The following is an 18,450-nucleotide window of genomic DNA, read 5'->3' on the forward strand; positions in this document are numbered from 1 at the left end:
CAACTCTATTTTAGGAAGGTATTATGAGTGAACTCAAAATTGGTCGTCTAGGACCTTTTCCACGAGTTAATAAGCCTGTTTTTATTGCCTCGGCAGTTTTGATCGTGGGTTTTATTATATTTGGCGCTCTGTTTCATGAGCTGGCTGATTCAGTATTTGCTGCAGCACAGGGTTTCATTACTCGGCGATTTGGCTGGCTATTCGTTATCTTAATGAACGTGGCAGTGGTGTTAAGTTTGTATTTGATTTTTAGTAAGTATGGTGACATTCGCTTGGGTCATCAGACCGAAAGGCCACAGTATAGTCTGCCATCTTGGATCGGCATGTTGTTCTCAGCAGGTATTGGTATCGGTATCATGTACTGGGGCACCGCAGAACCTGTTTATCACTTTATGGCACCACCTCTTGGCGAAGCTGAGACAGTAGAGGCCGCCAAACAAGCGATGAACATCTCGTTCTTGCACTATGGTATCCATGCTTGGGCTATTTATGCCATCGTGGCGTTGTCCCTGGCATACTTCCACTTTCGCCGTGGTCTGCCACTCTCTATTCGCTCAAGTCTGTATCCATTGTTGGGTAAAAGGATTTATGGCGGGTGGGGCCATGCTGTTGATACGTTGGCTGTATTCGGTACGATGTTTGGTGTAGTAACTACCTTAGGTTTTGGTGTATTACAAATCAACTCAGGGCTTGAAGGATTGTTTGGTTTACCAAATTCGGTAACGGTACAAGTTATCTTGATTGCTTTGATTACTATGCTTGCCTGTGGTTCTTTATTAATGGGATTGGATAAAGGCATCAAGCGTCTTAGTGATACCAATATTGTTTTGACCTTTGTGCTGCTAGGGTTTGCTTTTATTATGGGCCCAACCCAATACATTATGGACAGCTTGGTTGAAAACGTCGGTAACTATGTACAAAATATCGTTCAATTAGGCTTTTGGAGTGAAGCTTATAGTAAGGGCGATTGGCAGTCATCATGGACTATTTTCTATTGGGCTTGGTGGATTAGCTGGTCACCATTTGTTGGCGTGTTTATCGCTCGTATTAGCCGTGGTCGTACCATTCGTGAATTCTTATTAGGCGTATTATTTATTCCTATGGTTATCCTGTTTTTCTGGTTCACAACCTTTGGCGGTGTGGCTGTAAATATGGAGCTGATTGGCAATCCTGGGTTCATTGAAGTGGTACAAAATGACTATGGAAATGCAATTTTTAAATTAATGGAATTTTATCCATTTACGCAAGCCACAACGATGTTGATCATCATCATGATTGTTTTATGGTTTGTGACCTCTTCAGATTCAGCAAGTTTTGTGATCGATATGCTAACCGCAGGTGGTGAGACCAATCCGCCCAAGATCCAACGTCTGTTTTGGGCGATAACTCAAGGTTTTGTTGCTGCTATTCTACTGGCAGCGGGCGGTTTAGGCGCCCTACAAGCGGCTGCTATCGTGGCAGGATTCCCGTTTGCCGTTGTCGTCTTTGTCATGCTGTACGCTATGATACGAGGATTTAATCGTGATGAGCTTATATTGTACCGTGCAGAGCAGCGCTTTATCACTGAAGAGTCGGTCGAGCACAATACGGCTAATGTGTTCGTTGATGAAGAACTATTAGAAGGACCACCTGAGATTGCTAAGGGTGATTAAAGCATAGTATAAAATTGCACGTCGCTACACAAAACCTCAATCTATTCGTAGATTGGGGTTTTATTAGTTAATAAAGTAGTGAATAGAGTCAGGCTACTTTCAAACTTTTCTTGATGAAAACTCAACCGTAACGACACTGCGTTTGATAAGTAAGCAATATCTTGATAGGGTATCGTTTTTTTTAATTTTGGAAAAATCTATGGATCACGTTAAAGTTGGTCGATTGGGCCCTTTTCCAAGGGTAAGTAAACCAGTATTTTTGTCTTCAGCGATTTTAATTATCGCGTTTATTATCTTCGGTGCCTTTTTTAATGAGCTGGCAAGCGTAGTGTTTGGGCAAGCAAAAGCGTTTATCTCAATGCGTTTTGGCTGGTTCTTTATTATGGTAGTCAACTTAGCCGTGGTCATGAGTATCTATCTAATATTTAGCCGATATGGTGATATTAGGCTCGGACATCAGATGGAAAAGCCAGAATACAAACTCATCTCTTGGATTGGTATGTTGTTTTCAGCGGGTATCGGTATTGGTTTGCTTTACTGGGGTACGGCTGAGCCGTTGTACCACTTTATGGCACCGCCGCTTGGTGAAGGAGAGACGGTCGCATCTGCCAAGCTTGCGATGAATATCTCGTTTTTACACTACGGTATCCATGTGTGGGCAATTTATGGCATGGTGGCTTTAGCATTGGCTTATTTTCACTATCGCCGTGGTTTACCACTCTCCATTCGCTCAACGCTTTATCCATTATTAGGTCAAAGAATTTATGGACGTTGGGGTCATACTGTTGATACGTTGGCTGTGTTTGGCACGATGTTTGGGGTGGTCACAACCTTAGGCTTAGGTGTGTTACAGATCAACTCTGGTCTTGAGAGTCTATTCGGTATTCCTAATAACATCACAGTACAGATTGTCTTGATTGCGGTTATTACCGCGCTTGCTGGACTGTCGCTATTGATGGGACTGGATAAAGGTATTAAGCGTTTAAGTGACATCAATATTTTTCTGACTATTGTGCTATTGAGCTTTGTGATTATCTTAGGTCCAACGCAGTTTATATTTAATAGTTTTGTAGAGAATATCGGTAATTATCTGCACCAAGTTGTTCCGCTAGCCTTATGGACAGAGTCTTATGAAGGTCAAGAAAACTGGCAATCTTCATGGACAATCTTTTATTGGGCATGGTGGATCAGCTGGTCACCGTTTGTTGGCGTATTCGTCGCCCGTATTTCTCGTGGTCGCACGATTCGTGAATTCATATTAGGGGTGTTACTGATTCCGGTTACCATATTGTTCTTATGGTTTACAGCCTTCGGCGGGTCGGCAGTGCACATGGAGCTAATGGCTGCAGTCAGTCCTGACATAGCCAGTCCTGGACTGGTTGAGGCAGTACAAGCAGATACTGGTAGTGCTATCTTTAAATTGATGGAAACCTATCCCTTTACTCAAGCAGCAACTGCCTTAATTATTGTCATGATCGTACTATGGTTCGTGACCTCATCTGATTCTGCCAGCTTCGTCATCGATATGTTGACATCGGGCGGTGATACCAATCCACCTAAGGTTCAGCGCCTGTTTTGGGCAGGGACTGAAGGTGTGATTGCAGCGATATTGTTAGCAGCGGGAGGACTTGGGGCATTACAGGCCGCAGCTATTGTGTCAGGGTTTCCCTTTGCTATTGTCATGCTGGTCATGATGTATGCGCTACTTCGCGGCTTGAGCCGAGATCGTCTGGTGTTATATCGCAATCAGCAGTGGTTTGTCACTGAAGAATCAGCAGAACATAACTCAGCAAACGAGTTCCGTGATGAACATTTGCTAAAAGGTCCTCCTAAAGTTACCAAGTCTGATTAGTAAGATTGTAAAAATGACGCGAATAATAGAAAACCCCAGTTTATAAATAGGCTGGGGTTTTTTTATAAGTATAACGCTAGATTTTTTAAGGCTATTAAAAGTTTAGATACATTTCCCTGGTACATAACCTATCGCTGCAGTTGTGCCACAGGCTGAGCAGGCATTACCTGCCGTACGATAACTGACTACCGAGCCAACTTTAGTAGTAACGCAAACAGGGTCGTATTGCATGGTACACATGTTTTGCTCTGGGTTGTGAGGCGGGCACTTAGTAAATAGATTATCACTGGGTGCTGGTTGATTAGTGGCTGGTGTATGAATTGGAGTAGTGTCGGGCTCGGCGACACTCGGAATATTACTACAGCCTGCTATTGTCATCGCTACAGATATTCCAAGTAACGACAAGCATGAACGCCAAGATGTCCAAAAATTATTATTAAACATAAGATGTCCTTATTTACGAAAAGCATAATGTATGAAAGTCGCAATTTATGAAAACTACAACGTCCTGTTGTAGTGGATGAACTAATAATCGGTTATAAAGCAGACTCTTCTGCTATATCTGCTTTTATAAGTTAAAGACGGCCTAAGCTTAAATAGCTTAAGTTTCCTAAGTACTAGTCTAATTGTAGTCAGTCGTGTACTAAAAAGATAGCCAATAAAAAACCCCAGTCTATAAATAGGCTGGGGTTTTGTTTTAAGACTGAGTAATGAAGTGCTTATTTAGACGACTTATCATCTTGATTGAGCTGAACATATTTATCAAAGTTTTGTGCATAATCAGTCAAATTGTCACTTAGCATCTGACGGTACTGCTTAACGTAAAACTCTACGATATCGTCTTTTTCTTTTGCAAAGTCATCACCCTTTACAAAACCAATAGAGGCGACCGAAGCGCTATAACGCGCAGCTGCATAAAGCAATGAAGCGCCGACTTGCCCTGAATGAGCATCAGGACCCAATTGGCTATTCGCAACACCAATGATGGCGTCAGCACGCTGATAAAATGCCTGCATTTCAGGGGTGATTTCAGCCAATGCTTCAGCATTGTGATTTTGAGCATTGTTATCAATATTATCTTGAGACATAAGCGACTCCTATTGAGTGTATTTGAATATAGATTTATAGACCTGCATCTGCTTTTAGCAATTCAGCTTTGTCTGTTTTTTCCCAAGTAAAGGCAGTCTCAGAGCCAACGCGTCCAAAATGTCCAAAGGTTGCTGTGCGTTGATACATAGGTTGGAGTAAGTTGAGCATTTGCGTGATGCCATAAGGACGCAAATCGAAATGCGTACGAATCAGGCGAATGATCTCTTCAGAGCTAATTTTACTCGTGCCAAAAGTATTCACCGAGATAGAGGTAGGTTCAGCGACTCCAATCGCGTAGCTCACTTGTACTTCACAGCGCTCAGCCAATCCTGCCGCGACGATGTTTTTGGCGACATAACGTACCGCATAAGCGGCGCTGCGATCGACTTTTGAAGGATCTTTACCACTGAATGCACCGCCACCATGACGAGCCATACCGCCGTAGGTATCGACGATGATTTTACGTCCGGTTAAGCCTGCATCACCGACAGGACCACCAATGACAAACTTGCCAGTTGGGTTGATGTGGTAGCGAGTACCAGCATGTAACAGATCGGCTGGCAGTACTTGTTTAATGATAGATTCCATGACTGCTTCTTGCAGATCTTTTTGCGAGATACTTGGATCATGCTGAGTAGACAATACTACAGCGTCAATCGCAGTCGGACGGTTGCCATCATATTTTAAGGTAACTTGTGCTTTGGCATCTGGACGCAACCAAGGCAGATCGCCAGCACGGCGTAGCTCAGACTGACGCTCCATAAGACGATGCGCAAACTCAATAGGAGCCGGCATTAATACTTCGGTTTCATTACTAGCATAGCCAAACATTAAGCCTTGATCACCAGCGCCTTGCTCTTCTGGGCTGCTACGATCGACACCTTGAGCGATTTCAGGTGATTGCTTACCAAGCATATTAATAACCGCACAAGTCTCACCATCAAAGCCAAGATCTGAGTGATGATAGCCGATACCATTAACCGTATCACGTACAATACGCTCTACATCGATATTAGCAGTAGTCGTCACTTCACCTGCTAGTATGACGGCACCAGTTTTGACCAGCGTCTCGCATGCTACGCGAGCTTGGATGTCTTCACGTAAGATGGCATCAAGGATAGCGTCTGATATTTGGTCAGCCATTTTATCAGGATGGCCTTCGCTTACAGATTCAGATGTAAATAAGTTGTATTCACGCATAGTTAGATCGCTTAATTGCAAGGACTGTCGTTACTAAATCAGTCATAATTGAATGTTAACGGAAAATAAGAGGCAAAAGTGAATCAAAAAATTAGCACATTTTACCGTGAATCGAGTCAAAACTCTAGTGTCAGCTATGGTTGCTAACAATCGTAAAAACCAACGAGCTAGCTAAATTTTTGTCAGTGGTTATCTGTATCGTTTTTCTTTAAGTTGAAGTGACTCTATTAAACAACATTAGCCATAAAGAATTGTTAAATCTCTAAAAACGCGGCTTTATCCTTAAACATACATTCCTCGTAGACTGGACAGGCTCCGCATTTGGGGGTACGCGCTTGACAGGTATAGCGCCCATGCAAGATGAGATAGTGGTGAGCGTCAACCAATAAGTCTTCTGGAATGCGCTCGACCAGCTTTTTCTCTACTATTGATACGTTCTTGCCAGTAGCCAGCCCCGTGCGATTGCCCACACGGAAGATATGCGTATCGACTGCCATTGTTGGTTGTCCAAAAGCGGTGTTTAAGACCACATTAGCGGTTTTGCGTCCGACCCCAGCGAGCGACTCTAAGTCTTTACGGTTATCAGGTACCGTGCTGTCAAACTTCTCTATTAAATCGCGACAAGTTTTGATGACATTTTTGGCTTTGGCATTGTATAAGCCAATATTTTTGATATAAGATTTTAGTCCTTCTTCACCCAGTGCCAATACGGCCTCAGGAGTATTCGCGACTGGGTATAGCTGCTGGGTTGCGATATTGACGCTCACATCAGTCGCTTGTGCAGAGAGTATGACTGCAACAAGTAGCTCAAAATTATTACTGTAGTTTAATTCAGTAATGGGATCGTCAATAGTAGCAGCTAGCTTTTCAAAAAATGGTCGTACGTTACGATTGGGCAATCGTCTCGATGGCGGTGTGTTTGCAGTTTTGTGTTTGACAGTTTTGCTCATAGTATATGGACAATCTTTTATAGCTGTTAATAGTGGTTAAGGTCGATACTGAATTAGATCAAATAAGACAATAGGGTATGGACAAACTATCTCTAAAACTAATACTAAAGCTATAACTGAGACAGTTGATCTTGCAACATAGCCAACTCAGCGCTTTTTTTCGGATTAGGACGGACGCTTAGCTGTTTTTCTAGTTTTTTGATTTTGGTACGTAGTTTGGCGGCAGCAATAGTATTCTTTGCTTGCTGCTCGTCAATGTCAATCGCTTGTGCGCTGGCGTTATTTAGCTTGGCTTCTACCATACTGACGACAGGTCTACTATTATTACTGTCGGTCAGTTGCTCAGTTACGCGCCTAAGATGCGTGTGATAACGTTGTCGCAGCTCGTTTTGTTCTTGCGTGCGCTCTGCTGCTGACAATTCACGCTCAATAGGCACAAGATCGATGCAGTCAACAGGGCAGGGTGCAATACACAGCTCACAACCAGTGCATAAGTCTGTAAAAATCGTATGCATATGTTTGCCAGTACCGACGATGGCATCGACCGGACAGGCTGGGATACACTTTGTACAACCAATACAATCATCTTCACGAATGATGGCGCGTACTTCATGCGGACGCTCAGTCGTGGGGTCTATTGGCCACTTTGATGGTACAGCACTTAAGCGTTTTGGCTCGTTACTTGAGTCTTGGCTTTGTAAAAAGACCGTATCTAAAGTAGCATGATCTGCGTCTAAAATATGGCCAATGGCATCACTGACAGGTTGTCCACCAGGTACACATTTATTATGCGGTTCACCATTTACGACGATAGCGGTAGCATAAGGTAGACACCCGTCGGGATGATCACAAAGACCACATTGTGTCTGGGGCAGGCACGAGTCAACATACGCAATTTGTTGTTGTGTGTCGGCTGGCAGCGTCTCTAAAGTTAATGTATCAAACAGTATCGGCAGGTTTGTTAGACGGGTATGAATATTACTGGGCATTTAATCAAAGGCCTTAAAACTGGCGTAAAGAATTGGCGAGAGTTACTATTGGTCGTGACTAGTATAGATAATCTATCATAAAAGAGGATTGTTCATAATGGCATACTATTGGTTACACACGAATATATTCTATAAAGCTAGAGTATTATGCCTTGTTCGTGAGCAATTTGTGCAATTAAATCATAAGCAATACTGCCTTTAAAAGGTATCTTTGGTAAGTTTGAGATATCAAAGAAGTCGGCGTGCGAGAGCTCATCTTCTTGTATGACTATCTCACCGCTTGTATAAGACGCTCGAAATCCTAGCATTAAGTTTGAGGGAAACGGCCATGGTTGACTGCTGACGTAGCGAATGTCAGTCAAGCAGATACCTACTTCTTCAGCGACTTCACGTACTACCGCATGCTCTAAGCTTTCACCTACTTCTACAAAACCTGCAATCAGTCCATACTGAAGCTGGGTACTCGGTCGACCATAGCGGTGATGGTGTGCCAAGAGTATTTGCATCTCGCCGGTTTGTGGGTTTGGACGAGTGATGGCTGTGATGACACAAGGTTGTACTCGTGGATACTGGCGTAAGCGGCAGACTGGACAGACCATCGCACGCTCACCAAATTTGGCTACCGTAACCGAAGCGCTGCAGCGACTACAAAACTGAGTATCTGCTTGCCAGCGCAGCAATTGAATCGCTTGACTCAGCTGCGTAGAGAGCGCTGCTGGCAATTGGGTGATAAGCTGTCGGTAAGTAATAAAGCCTATCTTTTCAGTACCAGCTAATGGCGTCTGCAATACGGTTGACTTATAAGAGTTTTTAGTTAAGTTAGGAATAGCAATGCCGTGGGTTTGCGCATAATCGTAAGTAATGGCAATGGTAGCAGGTACATCATCGCCATCAATAGACTCGGGATCAGTATTCAACTTTTGTAATCCACCTGTCTCCCAGTTACTTGCTGCTAAGCTTGCCAGTAACTCAACACGGCCAACCTGATAAAGCTTAATTGATGACTCTGCTGCTTGGTCTTTTGTAACAATATCGTTTTCAATAGCCAAAACAGGAACTTGCACAGGCCACCAGCCTTTTGCAGTATAGCGGCACAGTACAGTCTCGTTATCAATTACAAAAGCGGTGGTCATAAATAGCTATCCAAAGCAGCAAGAGGGTTGATAAAAATTTACTTATATTTATCTGCAACGATTAAGCGGCAAGTAGTTGGCTCAAACTATCCTGAGCAACATCCAGTGATTTTTTGCTCACAGGATGGTTGTTCTCAAAACCATCTAAGCGATAGTCTACTGCCATAAGTACATCAGCTATATGAGCAAGTGTACGATCATCTATACTTTGACCACTTTCAAGACGTTTTTGCATATTGATGGTCAACTGATTAAGCATATTTGCAGGTGTAGCCAATTGTAAGAAGCGTATTGCACCCGCGACTTGATGTATCAGATCAGGTATATTCTCAAGGTTAAGCAGGTCGCGATTGTCGTCCACTAGATAGTCGTTAATTGCTTGCTCTGCACTTGATATGGCTGTACGACTCTCTTGTACCAACGTATCATAGGCCGTATCGATTTGATGTAATGAGATATGCTGACTATGCGTTGCCAAATGAATAGCGCCTGGTGTGTGTATTTTTGCCATTGCGTTCGAAGCATTCTCGGCATGCATTAGCGCCAATAGCAGAGAGTCAAACTCATTAGGGGCTGGCGTTTGCCATTTTGCTACAGCTGAGGCAACATTTTTAAGAGAGGTTGCTGCATCAGCCAAACATAATAACTGCAATACTGAGCTCAGCTCTATAAGATCGGCAGCTATTGAGTTTACTTGTACCGCCGCAGGGCTAAGCGTGTCACCGCGGGCATAACTATCAACTTTTTCTTTGATAGTGCTGATTTGGTTTTGAATAATATCATTTAGCGTATCAGTAATGGCACGGTTTGGTCCAAACAAGAAGCGCTGCATTTGCTCAAGCTGTGATGACTCAAGCCGATTATTTGCATACTGAATGCGTAGCTTTTGCGCTTGTTGATTGTCACGCTGACAAGCAAAACTTACTAGGTCTGCAAAACGGGCATCCATGATTGGCAAATAGCTATGAAACTGCTGCTCTAAGTAGATTAGTGTATGTTTTTGACTAGCATTTAACGGTAATATGTCTTTGATATCTGTGACGACAGCCGTTGCCGCTTGCCAAAACAGGCTATCAGTATGGGCAGCAATCATCGCACAAGCAGCACTCATAGCATCTAGTTTTTGCTGGGTATCTGCCGTTAGTGGTGCATGTTTGGCAAGAACGACATTTAGACCGCTGCGATAAGCATTGGTGAGTAAGTCGCTATTCAGGCTTAACTCGCATAATGGTTTAAAGTTCTGTTCAGGATTGGCAATAATAACGCTGCTGCTACCAAAGTCAGAAAAACAATCGGCATTGATCGTATCTTGCTGACTGTGGGCATATAGTTTGTTGATAATTGGCAATAGTAGGGTTGGCTCTACCGTTTCAGTTAACAGTACAAATTCAATATAACGATCAAGTGTCATGATCGCCTCTGATAGATCCATAATCAAAGCGGTGTCGCCGTTATTATTATTGTCATAAAGCTGTTGTAGACCTTGTGCGATGGCCGTACTTAGTAGCTGTCCGCCAGTTAATGCAACCAATTCAAAAATACAAGACAGTTGTGTTAACATACTAATAGAGTCTAATAATAAAGAGACTTGTTCTTGATCATCATTAAATTCGCTAAGATGATTCTCAGTATCCTTTAAAATGACTGTAATCTCATTATGAAGCAGATGTAGAGAAGGTAGGTTAAAGTTAGTAATACTAAGGGCAGGGGTGGTCAATATTGTTTGCTCAGACTGGCTCATAGTTTTTTTCCATAAAATATTGATAGAGTCGACTTTAACAGCAGATAATTATTAATAAAAGCAGGCTTTTTAGTATGTTATTGGACGTATAATAGGCGCAAGCCAATTAATCATGCGCAGTAACGCGCTCTACCACTGCGATAGCCTAGCGTTTAAATCAGGATAATCTTCTGCTAACCCTGCAAACCAGTTTTGATTGGCATGGTTGTCTACGGTTGACTCTAGCAATAAAGATGCCAAATTTGCAAAATTAGCATGAGCGGTGTTGCCACCCTCTGTTTGAGTATCTTCTTCGATCGCTAACGTTACCTGTCCTCCTGTCATGGCCAGATAAACTTCAGCTAAAATCTCCGAATCCAACAAGGCGCCGTGAAAAGTACGATCTTGCTTACCGACATCTAATCGGCGAACCAAAGCATCTAGCGTGTTTTTTTGTCCAGGGTATTGCTGCTTTGCCATTAATAAAGAGTCAGTCACTTGTACACGCTCGGCGAAGTCTGACAGACCCACTTTACTAAACTCCATGTTTAAAAAGTTCATATCAAACGTGGCGTTGTGAGCGATGATTTCTGCGCCATCCATAAAATCATATAACGACTTAGCAACCTGATCGAAGGTTGGCTTATCTGCCAAAAAAGCTTCAGAGATACCGTGAATACGAATGACTTCTTCATCCATACCGCGCTGCGGGTTGATATAAACATGGAGTTTTTCGCCCGTAAACTTACGACCGACCATCTCGACAATACCGACCTCAATCACGCGGTCACCTTTGAGAGGGTCAAGCCCTGTCGTCTCTGTATCCATGATCAGCTGACGATTGGGCTCGTGTCGATGAATAGGCTGTGGTAGTAGCGGACGAAAGTTGGGGTTGGCACGACCAGTATCACCATCGAATTTTGGCAAGTCTACTGACACGTTGGTTGTATCGCTGTTTGTATTCGTCTCATCTGATATCATGGTGTTGATACTCACTGGCTGCGTAGTATTATTTAATTGTTTGACTTGAATAGACTTTGAGTCACTGTTGTCTGACATCTCATTTAAAGAATCTTCGTATAACAATTCTTCTTCTGAATCCTCATCCATCATATTAAAGCCTAACGGGTCATCGTTTAACCAATCATTGGCTTTTTTTTTAGCAGTGTCATCGTCGTTACGTGCAGAGTTATCGGCAGAATGCGCGACAGATGGTTGCTCGCTGCTAGACGTGACGCCTAGATTGGCCAGCTCATCTGCTTTTTCGTTACCCGCGTGCCCAGCGTGACCTTTAACCCAGTGCCAATCAACATCGCGTGCTTGACAAAGCGTATCCAACTGTTGCCACAAGTCTTGATTGGCTACAGGCTTTTTGCTCGCAGTCTTCCAGCCACGCTTTTTCCATCCTTCAATCCATTGGGTAATACCGTTTTTGACATAGCTTGAGTCGGTCCAAATTTCAAGCTTTATATCTTGAGGACTGTGTTCCAAAGCTTTTATCGCCCCCATTAGCTCCATACGATTATTGGTGGTTTCTTTATCACCACCGTACAAATCTTGCGTATGGCCATCGCTAAAAATAAGGTGCGCGCCCCAGCCACCAGCGCCAGGATTACCTTTACAAGCGCCATCTGTATAGGCGACCGTGGTATTTGCTTTTACCGCCAATGGATTGGTCGTATTTTGCTGGCTTATGGTCGATACATTTGCAGGTGTGCTGGCAGATGCAGTAGAAGGTGAGGATGATAGAGCAGGATTGTCTGACATAATGACCTAAAAGCTTAATGGATAATCAACTCATAATAAATAGCGACACTCTTAACTACATAAGACTCTTGTCGTAGAGGACGTTTAGTCGTTATCTGTGCCTATACTATCGTAGATTGATTATAATGTGATTGAATGACTGCGCTCAATTATAGCAAATACGGGGCTCATATGCGCCATCGCTTGCCGTAAAACTATGAAACTAAATATCAAAACAGTAAGAGGGTGGTTTTCTGTTAAAATGAGTAGGATAAGGACATGACATTACTTGTCAGCTAAAGCGGATTTATCTATATCACAGTCTCTTTTAACGTAGGATAATATTATCATGTTCAATCGCTCAAACGTTATGGGTCATAAGTTTAGGATGCTTGCCATCAGTGCTATGACCATTAGTGCATTGCTATTAGTAGGTTGCGACGGTACCAGTACGACTACAGAAACAGAGGATGCAAAGACTGAGACGGATTTGTCCGTATTTGAAGGTTGCTATACGGTTAGCAATGATGAGCCTGCCCAGATTAAGGTCAGTCAGCAAGAAGGCAGGTGGGTCATGCAAATGAAAGAGCCTGCGACTGCCAAGCGGGTGTGGGACAAAGCCGAGCCACTAGAAGTTATAGAGAATAGCGAGATACCCAATTTTTTCTCCTTTGACCCTGACAATGTTGACGCAGTCATCGGTCGTCCTGATAGAGTGCTGGTCATGGCACATGTCAAACCTGTTTATGCCAATATCGACCCTTTGCTTGATAGTGAGTATTTGTCTTATATCTATAAAGGAGCCAATACGATTTATCAGGTAGAGTGTGATGAAGTTAATACGGACATCTTGGCCAACCCACATGCCAATATTATTATTGATAATGTCGGGTCAAATAATAAAAGCCTTTAACCACAGGCAGTCTTCAATAAGAAATATAGCGTAGTCCAAGCAGAATATCTTGCCAGTCATTAAGCAATAGAGTTATATTATATGAATTTTTTGAGTTATGTCGTCTTGGGTGGATTGTCTTATGCCGCTGGCTGGGCGATACGTACGTATGTACTCGGTAAACAACCCAAACCCGCGCAGCCCTATGGTCTAAAACATCCTGTCATCTTAGGATATCTGGGCGCGTTTTTTATTGTTATGCTCGTTGTCTCTTGGCTGATTGGACGCTATCTACTTGGTCACGTCACGATTGACTTACCCTTTATCATTATTAACAGTCTGGTTGCGACATTCGTATACTCATTTGGTCTCAACCCAGAAAACGCCAATTATGAGGTACCTGATTGATGGTTAGTGATTACTTACTAATGATGATTTACTAGCTTTAAACTTGATGCACATAAAACACGGTCAGTGATGAACTCATTGACCGTGTTTTTATGATTAGAGATACCATTTATCACTATTTTAGTAATTAAGATTTTTTCTTATCTTTTATATTTTTGTCTTCATTATCAGACGCTTTATCTTCAGACTTTGCACCATCTTTATACATGGAATCTTTGGACATTGATTGCTCGTTTTTCCAAGCTTTATATTTGTTCAAGTCTTTCTCCATCAGTCTTAGGCAAAACCCTATTACCAAGGCATCATCAACTTGACCAATAAAAGGTATGAAATCTGGAATAATATCGATAGGGTTTAATACGTACAACAACCCAACCACTGCCGCTGAAATAGTTTTATAAGGTATATTGCGATAATTACCTTGGTAATAATCTTTTACCAAGCTCATCAGTAGCATCAAATCTTTAGCATAACGCTCGAGACCGCGATCCTTGTCGACTTGATTCTTTATGCTGTCTTCTTTACTTAAAATGAGTTTAATATTGTCTAAAAGCGACTTATTATCTTTTTCTTTATCAGCCATACTAGCGTTCCTATCATTATTGATGAATTATCTCTTACCATTTACTATAACAAGAGTAATGGTAAGTACCAAACATGGTTGTTTAACAATTTGTTGTCGTTGTAATAGGCAATGGTTATAGGGTTATGCAACCCTTGTCGCTATTAAAGCTGTCAAACTGCGATATTTATATAAAGTTAATGTTAAAAACGTTGATAGTTAAATCATTATTCTAAAACCATTATTTTGAAATAAGTTTTGAGGTAACAGTTCAGTATGCGTATAACAAATCCGACTCTTTTACAACAAACTGATATAACCACTGCGGCTGATAAGGAGCTTAGTCGCCGCCAATTCTTATGTCGCTTAGGGGTAAGTACAGGTGCTGGACTACTTGCAACTCAAGGTATCGCTCAAGGCTTAACGATTAAAGCTGCAGACAAAACGAGCGATCAAAATAGCAGTATGCAGCTGACCAAAGATGATTTACCAACGGCGCTGCCAGATGTTAATCAGTCAATAGCGTCCAAATCACGTTGTATCAATCCTACTATTGAGACACGTCTATTTGCCAGCTCCAACGTTGGCGGTAGTCATGAGCGTAACCAATTGGCATTAGAGCGTATGGCTTGCGCAGGTTTTGAAGTGCAGAATCCTACTATTACTGAGCGACAATATTTGCGCTTTGCGGGAACGGACACGCAGCGAGCCAGTGATCTGCAAAACATCGCGACTGGGGCGATTGCTGCACCCAAGCTGCTCATGGGTATACGCGGTGGCTATGGCGCAATGCGTCTGCTGCCGCTGATTGATTGGCAAACGCTGGGACGCATTATGAAAGAGCGGGGCACGATACTAACAGGCTTTAGTGATGTCACTGCCATTCAATGTGCACTGCTGGCGAAAGGGCAAATGAGTTCGCTCGCTGGCCCCATGCTCTATAGCGAATTTGGTAAAACGTCTCCTGATGAAGTCAGTTGTAGGCAGTTTGCAGAAGCGCTTACTAACCCTAATTTGAGCATTACTGTTCAAAATGCCGATTTGACCAGTAAGAAATTACCAGCGATTCTAGCGACTGATAAGACTCAAACAGTCACGGGAACGATTTGGGGCGGTAATCTGAGTGTGGTATCAGCGCTGGCAGGTAGCGAGTATTTGCCGCGCATTGATGGCGGTATTGTATTTTTAGAAGATGTGGGTGAGCAGGCTTATCGTATTGAGCGCATGCTTTATGATTTATATTTGGCAGGTGTGTTCAAGCGTCAGCAAGCAATTGTGTTTGGCTCACTGTCTGGCACAGGTGAAGATAGCTACGATAAGCGTTACGATGTCGCGATGGTCATTCGCCAGTTGCATAAGCTGACTGGATTACCTATCTATAATGGCATGAGCTTTGGGCATATCAGTAAAAAACATAGCTTTCCACTCGGCGCGACTTGTCAAATTACACCAGTGAGCAATCAAGCAGGCGGCTATACACTAAGCTTTAGTGATTATCCGATAATTGATAAAAGCGCTGTTAATCTTGAAGGGTTGTGGCAAGTCATATAGATTGATCGGAAGTTTTTCGATCATCAGATTAACATTTGCCTTACAGAAGGCATCGCTCATATCTGTCAAGATTAAATACTAATTGTTCTTCTATTATAAGGATGTATGATGATGTCAAACGCAAAAAAAACAAATCTTTCAGCTCCTTCTATTCATTACAACACTACTTGCAGTTGTGAAAAATGTGGATGTACCAGTCCATCAACTTGTGAAAAGTGCAATATGTGCGAAAAATGCTGCCAGTGTAATTAAGCTTAATGAACAATAGTAGCGAGTGAGATTGCAGATTCGATTGTTACTAAAAGTAATAAGTGCTCAACAAGCGTATGCAACTGCCTTAACTCCATGAGTCGGGCGGTTTATTTTTTCTACTTAATAAAGATAACTATATAAGTTGCAAGATCATTTAGGGCGAGTAAAAACTCAATAAGCACACCTAGTGGTTTTTGTTAAACGATTAATGAAAACAAACAAAAATGATTGGTTAGTAATAGCAGATAATATTTAAATGATATATAAGATAGTACTTACCTTAAATTGATGGGTATTATAATAAGGAACATTAAAATGAAAAATTCAGTATTGAATAGAACCTTTCAAAATAAGCTATGGGTGGCAGTATTAGTAAGTCTTATCGGACTGAGCGCTTGTAGTAATGAAACAGAGGAAAAGGCCGATACTAATAATACAGAGTCTAGCGAAATGACGCCAGTTCAGACAGATAGCGATACTGAAACTAGTGTTAGTACTCCTACAACTGAAGCAGAAGGTACAGAAAGTGCAGACAGTACAGATGATGACGCGGGGGGTACAGCCTACTATTCTGGTGTAGACAGCGTGGAAAATGAGCAAAAGGCTGATGATACGGCTACTGTAAACGAAAATAACTCGAACTTAGATAAAACAGCAGCGGAAGGGCTACAGTAACAACTGAATGATATATAGCTTTGTCTATTGTCTTTATTAAAAGTAAGACCGCTAGCTATTTATCGCATCGGTTTACTGTGTATTTATATGTAGGTAATGTACACCAATGCACGGATTAGGATAGATAGAGCAGGACAGTATAGAACACCAGATACAACAAAGCCCCTGATATCAGGGGCTTTAGTTATTCTATAAGATAGTATAGAACTATGTAATGGTACCCGGAGCCGGAACAGTTACATGGTATTAAGTATTTGATATATAAAGAATATTTTTTACATATTCGATTCGGTACACTTGTGAGTATACTTAAGATTTGCTTTTCAACTTTATATTAATTTCGTAATATAAATCTCATAATTTCTTACCAGGACTGAACTGCTACTTAGTTTATACATGTTTCCCAGTCTTTTGTCTTATCAGTTCAGCATTTATCAAAAAAGGATCATCATCAGCCATTTTATCATCAATGTTGTGAAGAGTCTTAGCTGAAGCTAAATTACTGTCAATAGCCTGTAGTTTCGTTGTCAGATCATTGGTTTCCATCGTAGAGATGTTTGCAGGTAGAATAATATCTTCATGCTGATTGATCGCCTCATCTGTCAAGTTGTCAGTGGTAGTAGCAGTATCGTCAACGTTATCCAAATTCACAGTCTTATCATCAGATTGGTTCTGTTGAGTATTTGCGATTGACTCAGCATTATCAGTGCAAACAGAGTCTTCAATATTCGGAGTTGATTCTGACATCTCATTCTTACAGTCTGACTCTCTAGCCTCTGTATTATCAACACCTGCTAAGAAAGGCTCAGGGTTGAATTTCTCGGCTCTCAGGCTTTGCTCCGTATCAAAAGAGTCAGTATAAGGCTTTGCGTATTCAATCATTGAGTAATCGGTAATAGTTTCTCTAGTACTTTTGGGTACTTGGGAGAAAAAGGTTTGATCATAGTTTTCTATAATATCATTGAGCATTTGCCCCTGTGTTTTCCCCTGTCTATTAGCAATAATCTTTAGAGTTTTTTGGTTTTTGCGTGTAAGCCTTAAGCCTTCCTCTTTAATTTTCTTATTACGAACGCGACTAGTTTTTGATAACCAGACATCATACATGTTATCTATAAACGTAGCTCTATTAGCAACTTTCAATTCTTCTGCTATAGGATTATCTGGGTTGAATACCCAATAGTCCAGCGAAGCTAGCATATGGTGCAGTCTGCTAGCCGTATCTGTTTCTTTGAACCTAATAGTATCTATACATATTAGAGCTGGTTTATAACCACTTTTATCGACATCCGATTTTAATTTGATATTATTTTTTTTGTTATTTTTATTAGATTTTAAGTGATCAAGATCGTGGAGCTTTTGCATATATTTATATAAATGATTAATATTAACTGGATTACTATGATCTATCCATTTCGTCTTTTTATATCCCACTGAGCTATTAATATAAATGTTTTTCAGAATATCCAAAGCTTCTTTTTTACGAGCTATTAGAGATTCATTATAACTATCTGGTGCCCTATGGAAATTTCCTGCTGCAAACATTAATTTCTCATTAAAAATAAGATCATGAGCGAAAATTTCAATATCAGACTCTATACTTATATGATTGCTTATTATATTTAGTTTCTTCAAGACCATATTTAGCCATAATGCCGCTCTAGCATCTTCATAAAACCATCGAACATAAGACAAGGGTATGCTATTCATTGCGCTTGTCTGTAAGAAATTATCTAATTTTTTTGGAGTACATTTAGACTGTTTGAGGATTATAATAATTCG

At 41.6% G+C, this 18,450-nt stretch carries 16 protein-coding genes; 6 read left to right on the plus strand and 10 right to left on the minus strand.

All coding sequences use genetic code 11. From position 1 onward, the window contains the following. Positions 1-23 precede the first annotated feature (23 nt). Both ACS8FC_RS10645 and ACS8FC_RS10650 read left to right on the plus strand, forming a co-directional pair. Positions 24-1,652 carry a BCCT family transporter gene (locus ACS8FC_RS10645; protein ID WP_439296733.1) on the plus strand — a complete coding sequence of 543 codons (1,629 nt, stop codon included), beginning with the start codon at positions 24-26 and terminating at the stop codon, positions 1,650-1,652. A 199-nt stretch (positions 1,653-1,851) separates the two neighbouring features. Next, positions 1,852-3,504 carry a BCCT family transporter gene (locus ACS8FC_RS10650; RefSeq protein WP_439260994.1) on the plus strand — a complete coding sequence of 551 codons (1,653 nt, stop codon included), beginning with the start codon at positions 1,852-1,854 and terminating at the stop codon, positions 3,502-3,504. 102 nt (positions 3,505-3,606) lie between these two features. Here ACS8FC_RS10650 and ACS8FC_RS10655 read toward each other — a convergent pair whose 3' ends face one another. The 8 genes from ACS8FC_RS10655 to dnaQ form a co-directional block, all read right to left on the minus strand. Next, positions 3,607-3,948 carry a hypothetical protein gene (locus ACS8FC_RS10655; RefSeq protein ID WP_439260993.1) on the minus strand — a complete coding sequence of 114 codons (342 nt, stop codon included), beginning with the start codon at positions 3,946-3,948 and terminating at the stop codon, positions 3,607-3,609. Positions 3,949-4,223: 275 nt separating this feature from the next. After that, a complete protein-coding gene (locus tag ACS8FC_RS10660; protein WP_439260992.1) occupies positions 4,224-4,592 on the minus strand; it encodes a DUF3144 domain-containing protein in 369 nt (122 codons plus the stop codon). A gap of 34 nt (positions 4,593-4,626) precedes the next feature. Next, entirely contained in the window at positions 4,627-5,793 is a 1,167-nt protein-coding gene (gene metK / locus ACS8FC_RS10665) for a methionine adenosyltransferase (protein WP_299219483.1), read from the minus strand. A gap of 254 nt (positions 5,794-6,047) precedes the next feature. Beyond that, positions 6,048-6,743: an endonuclease III gene (gene nth, locus ACS8FC_RS10670; protein WP_439296735.1), complete on the minus strand. Its 696-nt coding sequence runs from the start codon at positions 6,741-6,743 to the stop codon at positions 6,048-6,050. 110 nt (positions 6,744-6,853) lie between these two features. Further along, the gene (locus ACS8FC_RS10675) at positions 6,854-7,732 is read right to left on the minus strand and encodes an RnfABCDGE type electron transport complex subunit B (RefSeq protein WP_439296737.1); all 879 of its coding nucleotides are present in this window, start codon (positions 7,730-7,732) and stop codon (positions 6,854-6,856) included. A 137-nt stretch (positions 7,733-7,869) separates the two neighbouring features. Beyond that, positions 7,870-8,865, minus strand: a complete 996-nt coding sequence (gene nudC / locus ACS8FC_RS10680) for an NAD(+) diphosphatase (protein WP_439296739.1) — start codon at positions 8,863-8,865, stop codon at positions 7,870-7,872. A gap of 61 nt (positions 8,866-8,926) precedes the next feature. Then, on the minus strand, positions 8,927-10,606 hold the full coding sequence (locus tag ACS8FC_RS10685) for a hypothetical protein (protein WP_439296741.1): 1,680 nt from the start codon (positions 10,604-10,606) through the stop codon (positions 8,927-8,929). Positions 10,607-10,735: 129 nt separating this feature from the next. After that, positions 10,736-12,352 (minus strand): DNA polymerase III subunit epsilon, encoded by a 1,617-nt coding sequence (gene dnaQ / locus ACS8FC_RS10690; RefSeq protein ID WP_439296742.1) that lies wholly within the window; start codon positions 12,350-12,352, stop codon positions 10,736-10,738. 328 nt (positions 12,353-12,680) lie between these two features. Between dnaQ and ACS8FC_RS10695 the strand changes: the two genes are divergently transcribed. Next, positions 12,681-13,244, plus strand: a complete 564-nt coding sequence (locus ACS8FC_RS10695; RefSeq protein WP_439296743.1) for a hypothetical protein — start codon at positions 12,681-12,683, stop codon at positions 13,242-13,244. Between the two features lie 81 nt (positions 13,245-13,325). After that, entirely contained in the window at positions 13,326-13,631 is a 306-nt protein-coding gene (locus ACS8FC_RS10700) for a hypothetical protein (protein ID WP_439296745.1), read from the plus strand. A gap of 127 nt (positions 13,632-13,758) precedes the next feature. Here the strand turns inward: ACS8FC_RS10700 and ACS8FC_RS10705 are convergent, their stop codons facing one another. Next, positions 13,759-14,214 (minus strand): YkvA family protein, encoded by a 456-nt coding sequence (locus tag ACS8FC_RS10705; RefSeq protein ID WP_439296746.1) that lies wholly within the window; start codon positions 14,212-14,214, stop codon positions 13,759-13,761. 255 nt (positions 14,215-14,469) lie between these two features. On the opposite strand from ACS8FC_RS10705, the gene ACS8FC_RS10710 reads away from it, so the two are divergent. Beyond that, positions 14,470-15,744: an LD-carboxypeptidase gene (locus ACS8FC_RS10710; protein ID WP_439296748.1), complete on the plus strand. Its 1,275-nt coding sequence runs from the start codon at positions 14,470-14,472 to the stop codon at positions 15,742-15,744. Between the two features lie 567 nt (positions 15,745-16,311). Beyond that, positions 16,312-16,671 carry a hypothetical protein gene (locus ACS8FC_RS10715; RefSeq protein WP_439260982.1) on the plus strand — a complete coding sequence of 120 codons (360 nt, stop codon included), beginning with the start codon at positions 16,312-16,314 and terminating at the stop codon, positions 16,669-16,671. 390 nt (positions 16,672-17,061) lie between these two features. Here the strand turns inward: ACS8FC_RS10715 and ACS8FC_RS10720 are convergent. Continuing rightward, the coding region (locus tag ACS8FC_RS10720) for a hypothetical protein (protein ID WP_439296750.1) at positions 17,062-18,450 on the minus strand (1,389 nt) is incomplete at its 5' end.

The organism is Psychrobacter sp. 1Y4 (genome assembly GCF_051847555.1).